This is a genomic window from Galbibacter sp. (genome assembly GCF_048266365.1).
In the GTDB taxonomy this organism is placed as follows: Bacteria; Bacteroidota; Bacteroidia; order Flavobacteriales; family Flavobacteriaceae; genus Galbibacter.
The window spans coordinates 172,052-190,444 of record NZ_JBLWZP010000001.1 but is presented as its reverse complement, the minus strand read 5'-3'; the positions used below and the strand labels follow the sequence as shown (position 1 = coordinate 190,444).

Annotated in this window: 14 protein-coding genes; 8 read left to right on the top strand and 6 right to left on the bottom strand. The window is 38.8% G+C overall.

Going from position 1 to position 18,393, the window contains the following annotated elements; all coding sequences use genetic code 11:
- Positions 1-233: 233 nt before the first annotated feature.
- Entirely contained in the window at positions 234-1,565 is a 1,332-nt protein-coding gene (locus ACN0TV_RS00865; RefSeq protein ID WP_417359172.1) for a DUF3472 domain-containing protein, read from the bottom strand.
- A 190-nt stretch (positions 1,566-1,755) separates the two neighbouring features.
- On the bottom strand, positions 1,756-1,878 hold the full coding sequence (locus ACN0TV_RS00860; protein WP_417359170.1) for a hypothetical protein: 123 nt from the start codon (positions 1,876-1,878) through the stop codon (positions 1,756-1,758).
- 390 nt (positions 1,879-2,268) lie between these two features.
- On the opposite strand from ACN0TV_RS00860, the gene ACN0TV_RS00855 reads away from it, so the two are divergent.
- The 8 genes from ACN0TV_RS00855 to ACN0TV_RS00820 all read left to right on the top strand — a co-directional run bounded on the left by ACN0TV_RS00855 (position 2,269) and on the right by ACN0TV_RS00820 (position 10,796).
- Positions 2,269-3,411 (top strand): SIS domain-containing protein, encoded by a 1,143-nt coding sequence (locus ACN0TV_RS00855; RefSeq protein ID WP_417359168.1) that lies wholly within the window; start codon positions 2,269-2,271, stop codon positions 3,409-3,411.
- Positions 3,408-4,349, top strand: coding sequence for a 1-phosphofructokinase family hexose kinase (locus tag ACN0TV_RS00850; protein ID WP_417359166.1), 942 nt, complete (start codon positions 3,408-3,410; stop codon positions 4,347-4,349). Before ACN0TV_RS00855 ends, ACN0TV_RS00850 begins: the two co-directional genes overlap by 4 nt.
- A complete protein-coding gene (locus ACN0TV_RS00845; RefSeq protein ID WP_417359164.1) occupies positions 4,339-5,283 on the top strand; it encodes a carbohydrate kinase family protein in 945 nt (314 codons plus the stop codon). Before ACN0TV_RS00850 ends, ACN0TV_RS00845 begins: the two co-directional genes overlap by 11 nt.
- 4 nt (positions 5,284-5,287) lie before the next feature.
- Positions 5,288-6,118, top strand: coding sequence for a class II fructose-bisphosphate aldolase (locus ACN0TV_RS00840; RefSeq protein WP_417359162.1), 831 nt, complete (start codon positions 5,288-5,290; stop codon positions 6,116-6,118).
- Complete coding sequence (locus ACN0TV_RS00835; RefSeq protein ID WP_417359160.1) at positions 6,111-7,097, top strand: amidohydrolase family protein; 987 nt, start codon at positions 6,111-6,113, stop codon at positions 7,095-7,097. The genes ACN0TV_RS00840 and ACN0TV_RS00835 overlap by 8 nt, the downstream gene beginning before the upstream one ends.
- Before the next feature lie 33 nt (positions 7,098-7,130).
- On the top strand, positions 7,131-8,570 hold the full coding sequence (locus ACN0TV_RS00830) for a Gfo/Idh/MocA family protein (RefSeq protein WP_417359158.1): 1,440 nt from the start codon (positions 7,131-7,133) through the stop codon (positions 8,568-8,570).
- 168 nt (positions 8,571-8,738) lie between these two features.
- The gene (gene agaR, locus ACN0TV_RS00825; protein ID WP_417359156.1) at positions 8,739-9,509 is read left to right on the top strand and encodes a transcriptional repressor AgaR; all 771 of its coding nucleotides are present in this window, start codon (positions 8,739-8,741) and stop codon (positions 9,507-9,509) included.
- Between the two features lie 114 nt (positions 9,510-9,623).
- Positions 9,624-10,796, top strand: a complete 1,173-nt coding sequence (locus ACN0TV_RS00820) for a hypothetical protein (protein ID WP_417359154.1) — start codon at positions 9,624-9,626, stop codon at positions 10,794-10,796.
- A 130-nt stretch (positions 10,797-10,926) separates the two neighbouring features.
- On the opposite strand, the gene ACN0TV_RS00815 is transcribed toward ACN0TV_RS00820, so the two are convergent.
- The 4 genes from ACN0TV_RS00815 to ACN0TV_RS00800 all read right to left on the bottom strand — a co-directional run bounded on the left by ACN0TV_RS00815 (position 10,927) and on the right by ACN0TV_RS00800 (position 18,322).
- Positions 10,927-12,075 carry an alkaline phosphatase gene (locus ACN0TV_RS00815; protein ID WP_417359152.1) on the bottom strand — a complete coding sequence of 383 codons (1,149 nt, stop codon included), beginning with the start codon at positions 12,073-12,075 and terminating at the stop codon, positions 10,927-10,929.
- A gap of 115 nt (positions 12,076-12,190) precedes the next feature.
- The gene (locus ACN0TV_RS00810; RefSeq protein WP_417359151.1) at positions 12,191-13,918 is read right to left on the bottom strand and encodes a RagB/SusD family nutrient uptake outer membrane protein; all 1,728 of its coding nucleotides are present in this window, start codon (positions 13,916-13,918) and stop codon (positions 12,191-12,193) included.
- A 23-nt stretch (positions 13,919-13,941) separates the two neighbouring features.
- Positions 13,942-17,187 carry a SusC/RagA family TonB-linked outer membrane protein gene (locus tag ACN0TV_RS00805; RefSeq protein WP_417359149.1) on the bottom strand — a complete coding sequence of 1,082 codons (3,246 nt, stop codon included), beginning with the start codon at positions 17,185-17,187 and terminating at the stop codon, positions 13,942-13,944.
- Between the two features lie 181 nt (positions 17,188-17,368).
- On the bottom strand, positions 17,369-18,322 hold the full coding sequence (locus tag ACN0TV_RS00800) for a FecR family protein (protein ID WP_417359147.1): 954 nt from the start codon (positions 18,320-18,322) through the stop codon (positions 17,369-17,371).
- Positions 18,323-18,393 lie beyond the last annotated feature (71 nt).

Below are 18,393 nucleotides of genomic sequence, written 5' to 3'. Positions count from 1 at the left end.
AGTAAAAGGTAAAACTATCATTTTTACAACAAATTAACAAGTTTGACCCTTACGAACTTTGTCATAAGTACAACTTTTTGAATCAAAAGCTTAGGAAATAATTCCACCCATACCAAAAACTAATTAAGGCTGTCATTACAACAGCCTTAAACACAAACTAACTTAAAAAAACAAAATTTAAAATCGATTCAGCTAACTCTAATTGATTTTAATCTTTCTATATGGTTAAAGACTTAATTCAATGTTGGAACTTCTAATTTTGAAAAATCAATGGAAGGAGCTTCTCCATTCGGCTCTCTTTCAAACTGACTATCTATAGGGGTGTTTTCACTAAAAAAACCACAATTTTTCATGTAGAAAGTATTTCCTTTAGCACCTCCACCATAATCCAGACGCGCTCCTTTTCTTGCAGTGGCGTCTGCGGTGAATTTTGCTTGGGTAAGCTCATGCCAATTCCCCTGGGCATCGTAAACCCATTGATTGCCATAACTACCTTCTCTTCCTATATATCCTGTTTGAGTTACAAAGTTCTCCAAAAATGAATGTGGTCTGGTTAAATAGGTAGTTGTGTGGGGTCTTCTGAAACTCGCTATAAGGCTCCACTGATCCGCTTTGGGATCAAAAAAGTAAGCCGTATAATCTGTTGAATTATTAACTGACGGCTCGCCCTTTAGTAAAAACTTATAGGTGTTTCCGGCTTCCCAGTTAAAGACTTTATAGCTTTGGCCTCCAGATCCTTCATTTCCAAACTCTCCGGTATGAACTCCTTCACCTTTACCTAACATTATAATCTTATAATCTTCGGGGATATCATCAGGGTTTTGAGTGTCATATGGGCTCCAGACTGAGAACAATACTCTTCGCTCTTGTTTGGAGTTTACTTGCATTCCAAAATAACCCTCCCCAAATCCGTTGGCCATAAAATAAGAACCAACAATATCCTGCCCCGGCTGGACAGTAATTTCATTATAGAACCAAAGGATATCTTTATCCGAAGGAGTTTTATAGGTTAGGTGAACTGAGGGTCCTCTACGTCCCCAATAAAAATCATCCTTCACATAGGTAACTCCCTTTGCAGTTGCAGGACCGCCTACTTCAAAAGATTTAATGGACGCAAAATCATCTCCATCCTTAGCTACACCTTGAATTTCTATAACCTGATATCCAGCCTCCTCCACAGTGAAAGACCCAACATTAACCACTGAAAATTCCGTGTTTTCAAGGGTAACCTCTTTGGTTTGACCGCCTAACGATACGGCGATGGTAGAACTACCTTCACTAACCTTTGCTATTAATCCAAGCTGAAGTTCACCAGTGGCATTAAGCCTTACATAAGTGTTGATTTTTGTGGAAGGTTGACTCCATTGCTGAATTCCTTGTTCATTGATGGCAGCACCCTTTCCCTTCTCATCACTCACCACCCAGCTATTTCCACCAGATGGAATATGATCACTATATGCCACTGGGGTGTTGATCTGTTCGTTAGTGTTACTGTTATTACAGCCACCCAGAATCACAACACCTGCTAGCATTGCAATTATCTTAGTTTTTTTTAAAATTATCATCCTAGTTCGGGTTAAAAACCAGGCTACTATTTTTCTACCATAGAGTAGCCCAGTTGTATAAAAAAATTAAAAATGAAAAAAAGTTAAGTATACGATACCATACTTAGTCATTTTGAATCAAACTCGGTTGAGCGTTAATCTGGCTCTCCACAATGTATTCAAAGACTCTGTTATCAGTTGGTAGAATTTCTTAATTTGGATTGCTGCCGGTTAAATGGGTATCTGGATATCTACGATCCATGTTATGTTTTTCCTCTGCAATGGAAAACAAGAAGCAACACATACTAATCCAAGTAAAAAGATATTTCTTCATTTTAATTTTGAGTTTTAATTAACGATTAGTTCTTCCGTTTAGTTATTATTATTGCGTGTTAGGTATTTAATAAGGTATTAAAAGAATTTTAATTTCATATTGAGTGCTAATGTAAAAATATTTTTAAAATAAACAAACTTAACGATAAGATAACCTTACGTATTCTTTTGTTATAAATTTAACACAAAAGACATTAACCTTGTATTTGATATCGTTGTAGCTTTGATAGACATTAGTCTGAAGTGCTTGCGAATAAAATTAAAAAAAGGGTAACGAAAGATTTTTAATTTACGTTTTATTTACTTTAATTTGTAATGAAAAGTAGTATGGACTATTTTTATAGTAGATAAATTCGTCTATTATAGTACAAATGCTTTAAAAGAATATTAAATGAAAAAGGAAACCACTACCTATATTAACCAACACACCGAGAAAGAAATTAAGGCTCAACCTAGACTTTGGGATGAAACCTTTTCATTATTGATGAACACCAAAAAAGACATTGCTTCATTTCTTTCGCCAATTTTACAGCAGAAAGATTTGAGAATCATTCTTACCGGAGCGGGTTCATCAGCATTTGTCGGAGAGGTTGCCCAAGGCACCATTCAAAAGCAAACAAATATACCAACTCAGCTTGTTGCGACTACTGATTTAGTTACGCATCCTGAAGCTTTCCTTATAAAACAAAGGCCAACGCTATTGATCTCGTTTGCAAGATCGGGTAATAGCCCGGAAAGTCTAGAGGCTGCTTCTTTATTAGATGCGCACTGTGACTCTGCTTACCATCTTATCATCACTTGTAATCCCGAAGGAAAGCTTGCTAATTTCGATACTAAAAATCCTTTGTACAGCATTCAACTACCTGAAGAAACAAATGACAAAAGTCTGGCCATGACCAGTAGCTTTACGGCAATGTTACTCACAGCGCTATTAGTTTTTGACATCGACCAAATTGAAAGTAAAAAACAAGCCGTTGCCGATATTGTTAATATTGGCCAGGAACTTGTAAGGGCAGAAGATATTTTTAAATCCATTGCTCAAGGCAACTTCGAGCGTGTTGTGTTCTTAGGATCAGGTCCTATGTTGGGTATCGCTAGAGAATGTCACTTAAAATTACAGGAACTTACCGATGGCCAAGTGATTTGCAAACACGATTCATTCTTAGGCTTTAGACACGGTCCTAGAGCAGTAGTTAATACCAATACATTGGTGGTCTATTTGTTCTCAAATGATCCTCATGTATTTAAGTATGAAAAAGACCTCGCCGTAGATATTGCACGAGATCCAAGAAATATTCAATCGGTCACTATCGGAGATGAGCCAAAACTTGAATTGGCACACTCTACAACTATTGAAACATCACCTTTTAAACATCCAGGCAACCTGAATACTGTACCAACCACCATGGTAGGACAGCTTTTAGGACTCTATAAATCTCTAGCATTGGGTCTTGATCCGGATAATCCATCTGTATCTGGAGCCATCAACAGAGTTGTCCAGGGTGTTACCATATATAAAAGAGAGCAAAAATGATCTTAAGCGTCTGTCCAAATCCATCGATTGACACCTATGCCTGGTTGGAAAATCTGAAGCCGGGACATTCAAATCGCATCACCAAACTAGAGGAATTTCCTGGAGGTAAAGCAACACATATTGCCATGGCCCTACAGGAATTGGGACAGCAAAACACATTGATGGGGAATTGGGCCGGAAATACCGGCCTTTGGATCAAGGAGCAATGCGTCCAAAGAGGGATCAACATTAGTGGGATTAGCCTTGAGGGACAAAACAGAAAATGTTATACCTTTAGATCTAGTAACTCGAATTTTGCCAATACGGAATTATTAGAACCGGGTCCTACATTTACTGAGCATCACTGGAAAGAATTTAAGACTGCCTTTGAAAAAGAGATAGCGGATCACGATCTGATCTGTCTTTCCGGTTCTTGGCCAAAAGGTGCTCCAGATGTTGCAACCAAGGATCTAATCAATTGTGTTACTAAAGCTGGTAAAAAGATCATTATCGATTGTTCCGGTGAACAATTAAAGCATAGCCTCTCCGAGTCATTCTTCGGAATCCACATGAATGAGGATGAAGCGATCTCACTATTCAACACCAATTCAATCGACAAGATTATTGACAATCTTAAGTCTCGAGTGGAACTTATTGCCATCACCAAAGGAGCTGAAGGTTTATGGCTCTATTACCAAGGGCAATTGCATCACTCCAATGTACGCATCGATAAAGTTATAAGTACAGTTGGCGCAGGAGATTGTTTAACCGCAGGAATTGCCTATGCTGTACAAAACAAGCTTAGTCCACAGGAGGTTGCCGCCTACGGTTCTGCATGTGGATCTGCCAATTGTATGCACGAAGAACTTGGTGAACTTAGACTTGAAACGGTACAAATGCTACTTAAAAAAGTGGAAGTGACAAACATTAAACTTAATTCAACATATTATGCCGACTAAGGAATTACTGGTTATCGGAGAGTTGAATGTCGATTTGATCCTAAATCAAATTGATGGGTTTCCAAAAATCGGAACCGAAATTCTTGCAAACAAGATGAACCTTACCTTAGGAAGCTCATCAGCCATCATGGCTGCCAATGCCTCAGCAATTGGAGTAGACACTTATTTCTGTGGGCTCATCGGAACAGATGACTTTGGCAGCTTTATCCTTAATTCACTGGAATCAAAAGGAGTGGGCACAGAATTTATTCAAAAGACTAGCGAACATCAATCTGGAATTACTGTGGTGATGAGCTACGAGCAAGATCGCGCAAATGTCACCTATTGTGGTGCCATGGAAGCCTTAACATATGCTAAAATTCCATGGGGTGATCTTAAAGGGTTTAAACACCTGCACCTCTCTAACTTTTTCATTCAAAAAGGAATTAGACAGGATATTGTCAAAATATTTGAAAAGGCAAAAAGCTTAGGTCTTACCACTTCTTTGGATTTACAGTGGGATCCCGATAACCTTTGGGATTTTGATTACAAAAATTGCTTGAAATTCGTAGATATTTTTATGCCTAATGAGGCGGAATTAATGGCTTTGACTAAAAAGAAAAACTTGGATCAGGCCTTGGAAGTCATTGCACCATATGCCAACACCTCAGTGATTAAACAGGGTGACAAAGGTAGTCTTGCTGTGGCAAACGGCACTCGAATTTCAGCAGCAGCTTTTACCAATGACAATCCAATTGATACCATTGGCGCCGGAGATTCTTTCAATTCCGGATTTATCAAAAAATACATCGATGGCAGCAGCTTAGAAGACTGCCTCCACTACGGAAATCTGATGGGAGCATTAAGCACTACCGCTGCCGGTGGTACTGCTGCATTCTCTAATTTAGACGCAATAAAAGAGACGTTAAAGGAAAAATTTAATTCTGAATATTAAACCAATGCAATTAAAAGAAAAATTACAACAATTTACTCAAGCGAAACGCGGTTTACTAGCCACTAACTATTATAATTTAGAAACCCTACACGGGGTGTTAAGAGCTGCTTCAGAATTAAATGAACCTGTGATTCTCCAACTCACTCAGAGTTCCATAGATTATATGGGACTGGATACCGCAGTAAAGCTTGGTCGTGCCAGCTTAGAACAATTTAACGTAGAGGGCTGGATTCATTTGGATCACGGCGGTTCTGTAGATTTAGTTCAACGCTGCTTGGATGCCGGTTTTGATTCGGTGATGATCGACGGAAGTGAATTGCCGTTTGAAGAAAATATAAAAATCACACAAGAGGTGGTAGCGCGTGCCAAAAAATACGGAGCTAATGTAGAGGCTGAATTGGGCTATGTTGCCAAATTAGGACAAGAACACGGCGATCAGGGTTTCACTCAGCCGCAAGAAGCTAAAGACTTTGTAGAGGCTACAGGAGTTGATGCTTTGGCAATTGCCATTGGAACAGCACATGGGTTCTACAAACAAACTCCAAACCTAGATATCGCGCTTTTAGAACAGATTCAGAAAGTGACCCCTGCTACCCTAGTATTACACGGCAGTTCAGGAGTTCCTCACGATCAGGTTCAACAAGCCATTAGTCATGGTATTTGTAAAGTCAACCTGGCAACTGAAATCAAGAATATATTTATGAAAACCTTACAAAGCGAACTCAGCAATAACCAGGAGATCGATTTGAGAAAGGTGTTTCCTAAAGCGACTTCCCAGGTAACAGATCTGGTTAAAACAAAACTCATCATGATAAAAAACAACACCAATGCTTAAACCTTTTATCGATGCACATGTCCATTTAAACACAAGGTCTGAGGTTAAAATGAAGTTGGCTCAAAAGTACGATGCCCGATTTTTATCCATCAACACCGACATCCCGTTTTTCGATACCCTCGAAGAGCAGCAGCAGGTCGTACTCGACCTTTTAGAAAAGTATCCCGGAAGTATTCGATACTTTACCAGTTTCGATACTAAATATTGGAATACAGCGCAGTGGTTACCCCACGCTATGGAACAAATAAAAACGGGTCTAAAAAACGGAGCCGTTGGCGTCAAAATTTGGAAGAACATTGGCATGGATCCAAGTGTAAAGGATGAAGACGGAAATTTTGTCCTCTTAAACGATCCGAGATTTGATCCGATTTATCAATACTTATCGGACCATAACATCTTGTTAATTGGTCATCAGGGTGAACCGAGAAACTGCTGGCTACCCCTAGAAGAAATGACGGTGGATTCAGATAGAAATTACTTTTCTGCACATCCTGAATACCATATGCACTTACTCCCGGAGTACCCCTCTTATGAGCAGCAAATGGAGGCTAGAGACAACGTATTAGACAAGTTTCCGAATTTGAAATACGTAGGACTGCACCTCTTCAGTATGGAATGGTCCATTGATCAGGTAGCGACTAGATTGGATAAATATCCAAACAGTATGACTGATCTAGCGGAACGTGTTTGCCATGCTCAACTACAGGCTAAAGACAATCGTGAAAAGGTTAGAGATTTCTTTATCAAATATCAGGATAGAATCATTTACGGTACCGATGTCATTGACGATGGTAGCATGAATGATCAAGAGCTAACAGAACGTTTTGAAAGCCTTTGGAATAGCCATTGGGATTTCTTCGCAACTGATAAGACCATGACTGCCCCGGAATTCAAAGGGGAATTTCAAGGACTAAAACTACCTGAAGAGGTACTACATAAAATATTTTACCAGAATGCTGTGAACACCTATGGTTTTTAACAGGTATTTTCTAATCACTTTAACTCCATCATTATGAATGACAATAGAAGAAATTTTTTAAAAATAGGATCCCTTGCCGGATTAGGACTTGCAAGCGGTAGTGTATTGGCAGCTTGCCAAACCAAAACCGAAGGCAATGCTACTGCAACTAGTATAGCTGCAGCTGCAGGACAACAAGCAGGAAGCCAGATCTTTAATATGTCTGGATATAAAGCACCAAAACTTGATAAAGTTCGTATAGGATTTGTTGGTCTGGGAATGCGAGGACCTCACGCGGTAGAACGAATGAGTTATATTGAAGGTGTAGAGATCAAAGGGCTTTGTGATATTCGTCCTAAACAAATAGACAAGGTTCTAAAAACATTAGAAGGAACAAATCATAAACCCGATCTATATTCAGATGGGCCGGATGATTGGAAAAAAATGTTCGATCGAGATGATATTGATTTAGTATATATTGCTACACCATGGGCATTGCACACTCCTATGGCTGTTTATGGTATGGAAGCCGGGAAACACGTTGCAGTAGAAGTTCCTGCGGCTAAAACCATAGATGAATGCTGGCAACTTGTCGAAACCTCAGAACGCACCAAAAAGCACTGTATGATGCTTGAGAACTGTTGTTATGACTTCTTCGAATTGCTAACCTTAAACATGGCTAGACAAGGATACTTCGGTGAAATTATCCATGGAGAAGGTGCCTACATCCACGACCTGGTTGATCTTAACTTCAACAAAAACGGCTATGAAAGCATGTGGCGTCTTGAAGAAAACATTGGTAGAGATGGTAACCTATACCCTACTCACGGACTAGGACCTATCTGTCAAATCATGAATGTAAACCGAGGTGATCAAATGGATTATTTAACCTCGCTGTCTTCTAATGACTTTAGCATGCACCAACGTGCAGTTGATCTTGCTAAAGAAGATAACTTCTTTCAAGAATATACTGATGCTGCGTTCCGTGGAAACATGAATACTACCATGGTTAAAACTAAAAATGGTCGTAGCATTATGATTCAACACGATGTGAGTTCCCCTCGTCCATATTCTAGAATCCACGTGGTAAGCGGCACTGAAGCTATGGCTAGAAAATGGCCATCACCAGAACGTATCGCTAAAGGTCACAGCTGGTTAAAAGAGGATGAAATGAAAGCAGTAGAAGAAAAATACACTCCGGAAATCATCAAAAAAGTAGGAGACCTTGCAAAACAAGTTGGTGGACACGGAGGCATGGATTTCATCATGGATTGGAGACTTATCGACTGTTTGAGAAACGGACTTGCTCTAGATCAGGATGTTTATGACGCAGCGCTTTGGAGTGCTATTACGCCATTGAGCGAGCAATCTGTTGCAAATAGAGCACAATCAGTAGATGTTCCTGATTTCACTAGAGGATCATGGAAAACTAACGCACCTGTGGATATTAGCCTGCAAGGAGCGGGAAACACAAACGTACTTATAGGTAAATAATACGGTACAATTATATTGAATTTCTTAATACATATGGCCGATTTCTTCGGTCATATGTTTTTTTGCCATACATTTAGATTTTAATTATTATTTTTACCAAGAACAAACCGTAAAAGTTCTATACGCTGTACGGATGTTAAATAGGAATACCGCTAAAACCATCAATCAATGAAAATGAAAAAGACCGCTCAGCGAAGATCGTTCATTCTGCAAAAACTCGACGAAGTTGGCCAGGTAAATGTAAATGAGTTAAGTGAACTATTAGGAGTTAGTGAGGTCACCATACGAAATGATCTGGATAAACTTGAAAAAAATAACTTGTTGATCCGTGCTCACGGTGGTGCTTTCAAGACCAATAATCTTGCATTGACGGTTACAGAGAAAAAGCGAATCAATCACGATATTAAAAGAGTAATCGGTAAGAAAGCTGCAAGCTTGATTAAAGAAGACGATAGTATCATATTGGATTCCGGAACGACCACTTTTGAGATCGGAAACAATCTGAGTCATTTTAAAAGACTTACTGTGATCAGTAACGCTTTAGATATTGTGAATAACCTTGCGAATTTTAAAAACCTTGAGGTCTTTATGCCTGGAGGTTATTTAAAAGAATTTTCCATGTCCTTAGTAGGGCCTATGGCAGAACGCAATTTCAAACAACTCTATTGCAATAAACTTTTCCTTGGCGTGGATGGTATCAAACCAAACCTTGGTGTCTTTACCCACTATATGGAAGAGGCCTATTTGAATCAAATTATGATAGAGATCGCAGAAGAAGTTATTGTAGTTTCTGACTCTTCTAAATTTACCCGTAGCGGCTTTGCGTTTATCAGCAATTTTGATAAAATAGATAAGCTTATTACAGATGAAAAGATCGATGAGGAAACCATCGAAATTCTCCAGAAGAAAAATGTTGAAGTTATTATCGCAAAACCGTAGTTATTAGCGTAACACCAAAGAAGGTGCAGTATTGAGTGTTGCTGGAGGCCAGTTTTAAATAACCACAAATAAGTATCGCTTTGAGCGAAGCTTTGTTTTCCATATCGGCGCTGCATGAAAAATTATGTTTTTGCATATTGTATCTTCTTTGTCAATTTAGCATTCTCACAAAATTACGTCTTTGATGCGGACACAAAATCTCCTATAGAAGCGGTTTCTATTTATCTCAGTGATGGATTAGGTGTAGTTACCAACGAAGATGGCTATCTTGAATTGCCAAGTGATTTCATCATAGACTCCCTGTCTATTACTCACCTCTCTTACAAATCCAAAACCATTTCTTTTAAAGATATACACCCTAAGGACACCATTTACTTAAATCCTGTTCCTATTCTCCTAGATGAAATCGTATTAAAACAGATCAACCCCAGGGACACCATTTTAAAGGCTATTAAAAAAATTGACCACAACTATTTTAACAGCCCCTACAATACATATGGTTTTTATAGACAATCCTTAAAGGAAAACACTAAAGGAGTAGAAATGATTGAGGTTGATTTTGTGGGTTATAATGCTAGGGGAACAGTCTCTACGGAAATTGTTAATGCTAGACGTACAGAAAATTATTCAACATTGGGACTTAGAACCCATGGTGGAGTAGTGGCCATGTTTGAAAATGGTGATTTTGTCAGAAACAAGGCTTACTTTTTAGATACTGATAAACTACATGATTATGAATTTGAATTTAAAGGTCAAATTCCGTATCAAGGTTTAGAACTCTATAAAATCCTATTTCACCCTATAATTAAAAATGTAGAAACCTTAAGAAAGGGTGTTGTATTCATCGATTCCAAGTCCTTAGCTATCGTTGAAATAAGGTATACCTACGATAAAGAAAAATTAGCTAGTATTGCGGAAGCATCTGAAAAAAACCTTTCTACCAAAAAGCCTTCCTACAGCTTAAAGGATGTAGACAACCTGATCCGGTACAAACAATTACCGGATGGAAAATGGGCCTTATACTATATTGAAGCTTACAATTTAAGAGCAGGCGTTTTCAAGGGCGAAAGCTATGATTATCACTTAAGTGCTAAATTAGTCATCAACGCCATAAAAACTGAAAAGCCTGTCAAGGTTAAGACCAACTACAACCTCTCCAAGGATTTTAGTAAGGTGGTCAAAAAGTTTGATAACCTGTCTCGTTGGGATGATAATTACAAACTTTCCTTATCTAAAAATGAAAAGCAGCTACTAGATGACATACAAAACCAATCTAACAAAAGATAGTAGCAAGGACTTAAACAGATGTACATCGGAGGTTATGCGAAAAATAAATTCCTCTTCTTTATACGAGTAATACGTATGCTTAGAAGAGGAATTCAATGCAATGAACTTGGGGCAAATATTGAATTAGATATTAGTCCTCAAGACCTAATACTTGTCTTAACTTATGATACACCTGCGTATTTTGATATATCCCTTGAAACACATTCTCCCCTTTTCCCTTGGAGAAAATTGGAATAAGCTCACCGGTATGTTGGTCTGTCGTGAAATACACTTGCACTTTGGTAGGATCTTCTGATTTCTTTGCTGTTTTGGGATCCACATCGTAATATTTCCCCACTGCTGCTCCCCCTGTTTCATGATCTGCAGTAATCACCAGTAAGGTGTTTGGATTCTTCTTCAAATAGTCCAACACCACACCTATGGTTTTATCAAAATCAATAGTTTCCTGGATCATCATTTCAGCATTCTTTTCATGACCTCCCCAATCGATATAAGATCCCTCAACCATTAAGAAAAATGGATCTTCTTTACTGTCAAAATAATCGAGTGCCATGGCCGTTGCGTCTTGTAAATAGCTGTCTCGACCATCAATTACCGAAGGCATGGAAGTTTTGGCCAATAGATAACCGTTCTTCTTTTGGGCATTATAAGGATTAAGCCCAAGGGTATCGATTTGATAACCGTTATTCTCCAGCTGATTTATTAAGTTTTTACCGTCTTCTCTTTGGGTAAAGTATTCCCGGCCTCCACCGGCGAAAAAATCAACCTTGCCCTTTGCTAAATCCAAAGCGATGTCCTGATGCATATCTCTATCCTTAACATGAGCATAAAAACTTGCAGGGGTAGCATGCGTAATACTAGTTAAACTAATCAAACCGGTTTGATACCCTTTGGCATCCAATTCTTCTAAAATGGTTGGAACGGACAGGCTGTCCTTGTTGACCCCAATAGCACGGTTGTAAGTTTGTTGACCTGTCGCCATTGCAGTTGCACCGGCTGCCGAGTCCGTAATGGTATGGCTGCTACTAGATGTTTTGGTAAAACCTATACTATTAAATTGTTCAAAGTTAGAAGTACTGTCTTGAAAGTAAAATGCAGTAGAGATTTGTGCTATCCCCATACCATCTCCAATCATAAGAATCACGTTTATAGGTTGTTCTTGTTGAGGACTCACTATCGCATCGGAGGATTCCAGGTTCTCCGTTTTTTGTTCTTTTCCACAAGAAATCAAACTTCCAATGACTAAAGCACTCAGCGCAATATTATTATTGAATTTCATTTGTTTTATTTTTTTATTCTGTATTTAATTTTACGAACCTTCTGCCATTACAGATACCTGATTCAACTTAAGGTAATAGGGGGCTACCCCCCTATTATGACTTAAATGAGCTGGTTTAATATCCATCATTCTGCACCAAATAGCCTTCGGTATTCGAAGCACCATCGATAGCAGATTGAGGTATTGGAAATAAGCGATGTCTGATATCTGTATCGGTTTTCTCTGTCCAACTATCTTCATAATGTCCAAAGCGGATCATGTCTGTTCGTCTAGCCATCTCCCAATAAAGTTCAAACCCACGTTCTCTGTATAATTTTTCTAAATCTATACTTGTAAGTGGAGCCGGAATCGGTGTTCTGGCGTTTCTTGAGGTGCGTAAATGATTAACATCAGCAAGGGCAGCTCCTGCATCTCCATTTCTAAGTTTGGCCTCAGCTCTCATTAGATAAATCTCTGCATAACGAAGCATTACCAAATCAACATCGCTGTAATTATTCCCATTTGAAGAGCTATGACTGAATTGATACTTTGAAACCCTAAATCCACTGGCATAACCATTATTGGATGAGAAGTCAATTTCTTGACTGTGATTCACATAATACTGCATATCTGCTTCCCGGCGTTCTCCAACGGCATAAATACGATAACCTCCATCACAGGTATAAAAATTTCCATCAGAATCCTTTCTTGGACCCCATGGTGTTCCGCGTAGAATCCCTCGATCAATTTCAAAGTCTTCAGCTGGTATACAAATAAAACGATCCCCATCATTTTGAGGTGTATAACCACTCAAATCTTGCAAGTTATCCGGGACAACAACATTTTTTTTATAAAATCTAGGATCTGCATCGGCCGGATCCACACCGTTATAGGCATCTACCCAGGTTTGGTAAAAATCTGGTGTAATTGCAGGACCATCCGTACCATCTGCACTGGGATATTCTGGTCTTGGAAACAGTGATCCGGACATGGACCAATACGCCCATCGACTATGGTCATTTTTCAGAATTCCGCGTTGGTCTAAAGCAAAAATTAGTTCGGTATTGTCGTGATTGTCATCATTGAACAATTCAAAATATTCCGGGGATAGACTGTGTTTTCCAGAGTCAATGATAGCATTAGTGTACGTAATCACTTTATCCATATCTTCCTTTGAAAATGTAGGCTTAGCGTAAGGATCCCGATACACCGCAGCATTTAAATGTAGTTTTGCTAAAAAACCCAAAACAGCATTTCTGGTTAGTCTTCCAGGACCTTTGTCATTATTGATCTTATCGACAACAAATAGAAATTCACTCTCGAGATAAGCAACAGCATCCGCTGAACGGAGAATTTCTGAGGTTGCATCCACATGTTCTTTCTTAAAAACCAATCCCCAGCTATCTAACATAACCATATTCAAATACGCTCTTAGTGCTATCATCTCATAAAGACCTTGTTGGGCCTGGATATCAGATTCTGCCAAGGGCTCTAATATTCCAATGGCTGAGACTGTTCTGGAAATATTTGTTGTCAAATAGTCCCAGGATTCACCGACTAAGCCGTTTCCAGGGGTAATCTTATGGGTGTGCACCTCGATGAATTTCCCTCCGTCATACCACTGATCTCCTCCACGAGCCGGAAGTATGGCCTCATCAGAAGCTATAAGTTGCAATCCATAATATCGTGTATGTCTAAAAGTTTGTGGAAGCAGCCCATAAGCAGGAGCCAATGCACCACTAACCACCTTAGCTTGACCACTACCTGTCAGGGATTCATCCAAAACTTCTTCATCTAAATTTGTACAACTCCAAGTCAACAAACTGCTTATACTCAAAAAAGCTATTATACATTTACGTTTCATTTGATTCTGTTTTTTTAATATCATTAAAAGGATAAATTAACTCCAAAGACAAAGGTTCTTGCTTTTGGGTAGGTAAAATGATCGATACCGAAGGTTTGAATATCACCGGTTGTAGCACCGGTATTCACCTCGGGATCAAAACCTGAATAATTCGAAATCACCAATAGGTTTTGCCCCGTAAAACTGAATCGAATATTTTGAATAAATTCCTCCATTCCCAAATATTTGGGATCCAAATTATAGCCCAACGTGGCATTATTTAATCTTAAAAAATCACCGTCTTCTAAATAGCGAGTAGACACTTCATTTGTGTTATTAAGACCTTCTTGTGGATATTCAACAGCCTTGTCGGTTGTGTTGTAGGATAAGGCCAGATTACCTTTGGTAAAGTTGGACATGGCTGTGTGATTGTATATTTGATTTCCTGTCACCCCGTTAAAATTAAGACCAAAGTCAAAATTCTTGTAAAACAAATTGATATAGAATGCATAGACGGCATCAGGAATTGCGCTGCCAACAACGGTCCTGTCATTATCTAAGATTTCACCGTCTCCGTTTACATCTCTAAATTGACTGAATCCTTCGGCATCAATACCTATGAAATCTTTCATATAAAAGGCTCCAATGGGTTCCCCGTTCAAATATCCATTAATGGTAGAACCTGTTTGACCCGCACCTTGAGCCGCACCGGTAGTCAGCACCTTGTAAGGTGAGTTTTTCACTTCGTTCTGGGTAATGGCAATGTTACCTCCGATTTGATATGCAAAATCTCCAACACTACGGTCACTGCTATAATCCAATGAGACCTCTAAACCTTTGTTTCTAATCTCCATATCCGGAATATTGGTCCAATACGAGGTTGTAGGCTGAATAGGGTCTGAAGGAACAACTTCCAACAGTACGTTTTCAGATACTTTATTAAAATAATCAATTGTTCCGGTAAGCTTGTTCTCAAATAACCCAAAATCAAGACCCACGTTCATTTGGGTAGACACCTCCCATTGAATATCCGGATTGGCAAGGCGCGTATATACAGTACCGTAAGGATAGTCCTCTATACCATTGATTACGCCTCCAAGAGGATAAGTGTCATTATCGTTTCTACTGTCGGTATAACTTGCCTGAGTAATTTTAGAAGGTATTTCTTGATTTCCTGTTTGTCCCCAACTGGCTCTTAGTTTTAAATTATTAAAAGGAGTATTACTCATAAAGTCCTCTCTTCCTATGTTCCAACCAACGGATGCTGACGGAAAGTATCCGTATTTATTGTTCCCCCCAAATTTGGAAGAACCATCAGCACGCATAGTAGCTGTAAGCATATACTTATTTGCAAAAGAGTAATTAACACGACCAAAAAAGGATTGCAGCTCATCCTTTACAGCATCAGAACCTCTGGAGATTCCTTTACCGGCATTGATCTGATATTTAGGATCCACCCCATTATCCGGAAAATCCTCATAATCCCACCATCTTGATTTATAAAAGGTTTCTTGATAGGTATAACCAGCTAAGAAGGTGGCATTATGCTTACCCTTATCAAGTTCATAGGTAAGATAATTCTCGATCAAGGTATTGCTATTGCTGGTATAGGTAAGTGCTAAACTTCCAATCTCATCCTCCCTTTTGTTGTAAGGACGATTTTGAACATCTCTTTCTGTATGGGAATAATCCACCCCAAGGTTCACCTTATAAGTTAAGCCATCTACAATTTCAAAAGATGGCGATATGTTAGCCAAAATACGATTGTTATAGGCAAAATCACTGTAGAGATCTTCCCGAATCAATGAGTTGAACTGATCTCCGTTTAAGGTTGGCGTTGGTTCGCCATCGGTATAGGCCGGATAAGTAGGATTCGAAGCCAACATATCCGATACGATGGTTGTTGTGAGTGGCCTCTTATTCTCTGTCCGTGTGGCCGTAAGGTTTAATTCCACTTTGAATCGATCATTTAAAGACGATTGGGATAGGTTTATTCTTCCTGAATAACGCCTCAAATCGCTATTATTCAAAATACCTTCCTGATCCTCCACTCCAATTGATCCATAGTAGGAGAACTGATCACTACCTCCACCCATGGAGAAGTTGACATTATTTGAAATTGCATCTCTTGTAAATACGTCCTGCCAATCAGTTTCGGCTCCTCCATCTCTAAGTTTACCACCGATTGCTGTCACCTGCTTTCTAAATTCCTCAGCATTATAGACATCAATTCTATTTGCCAAAGAAGAAATTGCAGTGGAGAGCGATAGATTCATTTCAGTTCTTCCCTTTTTACCTTTTTTGGTGGTAATTACGATAACGCCGTTGGCTGCTCTTGAACCATATATTGCAGATGCCGAAGCATCCTTTAAAACCTCTATAGATTCAATATCATTAGAATTGATAAAATTCAAAGGGTTATTGGCAACACCAATTCCAGAATTGTCTAATGTAAATCCATCCACCACATATAATGGGGTTGTACCTGATCTAAGACTTCCAATTCCTCGAATAATTACATCTTGAGATGATCCAGGTTCTCCACTAACAACTGATACATTCACCCCTGCAACTTTTCCTTGCAAAAGTTGACCCGGATTACTTACAATCCCTTTATTAAAGGATTCGCTGCTTACTGAGGCGATGGCACCGGAAACACTGGCCTTTTTCTGATTTCCGTAACCCACCACAACAACATCATCCAATACTGCTTCATCGGCAACCAACTGTACATTTATGGATAATTGATCTGTTATTATTATTTCCTGGCTCAAATAGCCTAAATAGGAGATCACTATGGTCGCACCTTGTTCTACATCTATGGAAAAGTTACCGTCGAAATCAGTGGTCACCCCGTTAGCTGTCCCTTTCTCCATAATAGTGGCTCCTGCTAATGGGATACCATTTTCGTCACTTACACTTCCTTGAACCGTTTGATAAATCACCTCAACAATCTGTGGCAATTCTATTTGTTTAGCATCCACAGCTATGGTTTGGTTTACTCTTCTAAAACTAATATGGGCATCCTTAGATAGTATTTCTAGAATCCCTCGAACGGACACTCCCTGAAAGTTAAAGTCATAACTGTTTTCCAATCGTTCCACTTTTCTATCATAGACAAAATTAAAAGTGGTTTGGGCTTCAATCTCTGCTAGAACTTGTTTCACACTAGCCGACTTCAAAGATAGGTCTACCGTGTAATTTTCTAATTTCTGTCCTTTAGCATTTGCAGCTAGAACAGGATTTAGAAGGGTTAAAATGATTAATAGGCAAAATGATTCTAATGTCATTTTGATAAATTGTTTAATAGTTGGCAATTTCATGTTTATTCATCGTGTTTAATAGTTATTAAATTTCATGGTTGTCAAGTACACGACAGTCAGTTTTGTTTCCCAAAGTATCTAAGACTGTTTTATTCGTTATTTTTATTCCATATGCTATCTGTTTATTAAGCGTGTTTGATTTAATTGATTAGTCTGTACATTTCCCTGTGATACGAATTTCTCGATCGTTAACATATTGGTACCTTAGTCCTTTTTTAGTGTATATAATACTTTCCATAACGGAGGTAAGTGACTCATTTTTGAAGGTTGCTGTAAGATGACAATTACCTATGCTTTGATTTCCAAGGCTGAAATCAACCCCATAGTAACGCTCTAGTCTTTTTAGCACCTCCACTATTTGAAGATCCTTAAATTGAAGGACTCCATCCTTCCATGCAAATTGGTCATCTGACTTTATGGTCTCTTTACTTATTTTTTTGGTTTTTTTATCAAACACGGCCTGTTGATAGGCGCCTATAACAACTCCATCACCAGGGGAATTAACCGTGACTTTTCCAGATTTTACCGAGACTTTTATAGCAGAATTTTCGCCAAAGCTGTTGATGTTAAAAGATGTTCCCAAAACAGTGGTTTTCACATTACCTGAATGAATTATAAAGGGTCTGGTAGAATCTTTTGAAACATCAAAAAAAGCCTCTCCCTCCATCTTAATCGCTCTTTCAGCCCCTGTAAATCGCTCTGGAAACTCAATGGTACTTCCAGCATTTAAATGGACTTTAGTACCATCCGACAAGTGGAGGGTTAATCGTTTTCCAAAAGGGGTGGTTTTCACAACCTGTGCAACCTCAATGGCTTGGGGCTTTTGCTGCATGGAATAATAGGACACTGTCCCAATGGTTATTAAAACAATTATAGTAGCCGCAACGGCAAGCCAATGTTGTCGGCTATATGATTTGGAATTTGAAGGTCTTTGACCTCCTTGGATATGTTTAATGTTGTTCCGTGAAAGCCTTTGCGTAACCTCTTCCAAGTTTTCTGTAAAAAGGGTACTATCGAATTGCTCCAAAAGCATTTCTTCACTTTTAGTGAGTCCCTCCTCCAGGTATTTTTTCATTAGATTTTTGATCTGATCTTCGGTCATTATTGGTGTGTTTCAACTATAAGTACCTAAAGGGAGGACCAACGCACACTAAAAAAGTACGTATTAACGAT

Coding starts and splice junctions, on each gene's coding strand:
- ACN0TV_RS00865 (WP_417359172.1), bottom strand. CDS start 1,565: ATGATAATTTTAAAAAAAACTAAGATAATTGCAATGCTAGCAGGTGTT.
- ACN0TV_RS00860 (WP_417359170.1), bottom strand. CDS start 1,878: ATGAAGAAATATCTTTTTACTTGGATTAGTATGTGTTGCTTCTTGTTT.
- ACN0TV_RS00855 (WP_417359168.1), top strand. CDS start 2,269: ATGAAAAAGGAAACCACTACCTATATTAACCAACACACCGAGAAAGAA.
- ACN0TV_RS00850 (WP_417359166.1), top strand. CDS start 3,408: ATGATCTTAAGCGTCTGTCCAAATCCATCGATTGACACCTATGCCTGG.
- ACN0TV_RS00845 (WP_417359164.1), top strand. CDS start 4,339: ATGCCGACTAAGGAATTACTGGTTATCGGAGAGTTGAATGTCGATTTG.
- ACN0TV_RS00840 (WP_417359162.1), top strand. CDS start 5,288: ATGCAATTAAAAGAAAAATTACAACAATTTACTCAAGCGAAACGCGGT.
- ACN0TV_RS00835 (WP_417359160.1), top strand. CDS start 6,111: ATGCTTAAACCTTTTATCGATGCACATGTCCATTTAAACACAAGGTCT.
- ACN0TV_RS00830 (WP_417359158.1), top strand. CDS start 7,131: ATGAATGACAATAGAAGAAATTTTTTAAAAATAGGATCCCTTGCCGGA.
- agaR (WP_417359156.1), top strand. CDS start 8,739: ATGAAAATGAAAAAGACCGCTCAGCGAAGATCGTTCATTCTGCAAAAA.
- ACN0TV_RS00820 (WP_417359154.1), top strand. CDS start 9,624: ATGAAAAATTATGTTTTTGCATATTGTATCTTCTTTGTCAATTTAGCA.
- ACN0TV_RS00815 (WP_417359152.1), bottom strand. CDS start 12,075: ATGAAATTCAATAATAATATTGCGCTGAGTGCTTTAGTCATTGGAAGT.
- ACN0TV_RS00810 (WP_417359151.1), bottom strand. CDS start 13,918: ATGAAACGTAAATGTATAATAGCTTTTTTGAGTATAAGCAGTTTGTTG.
- ACN0TV_RS00805 (WP_417359149.1), bottom strand. CDS start 17,187: ATGACATTAGAATCATTTTGCCTATTAATCATTTTAACCCTTCTAAAT.
- ACN0TV_RS00800 (WP_417359147.1), bottom strand. CDS start 18,322: ATGACCGAAGATCAGATCAAAAATCTAATGAAAAAATACCTGGAGGAG.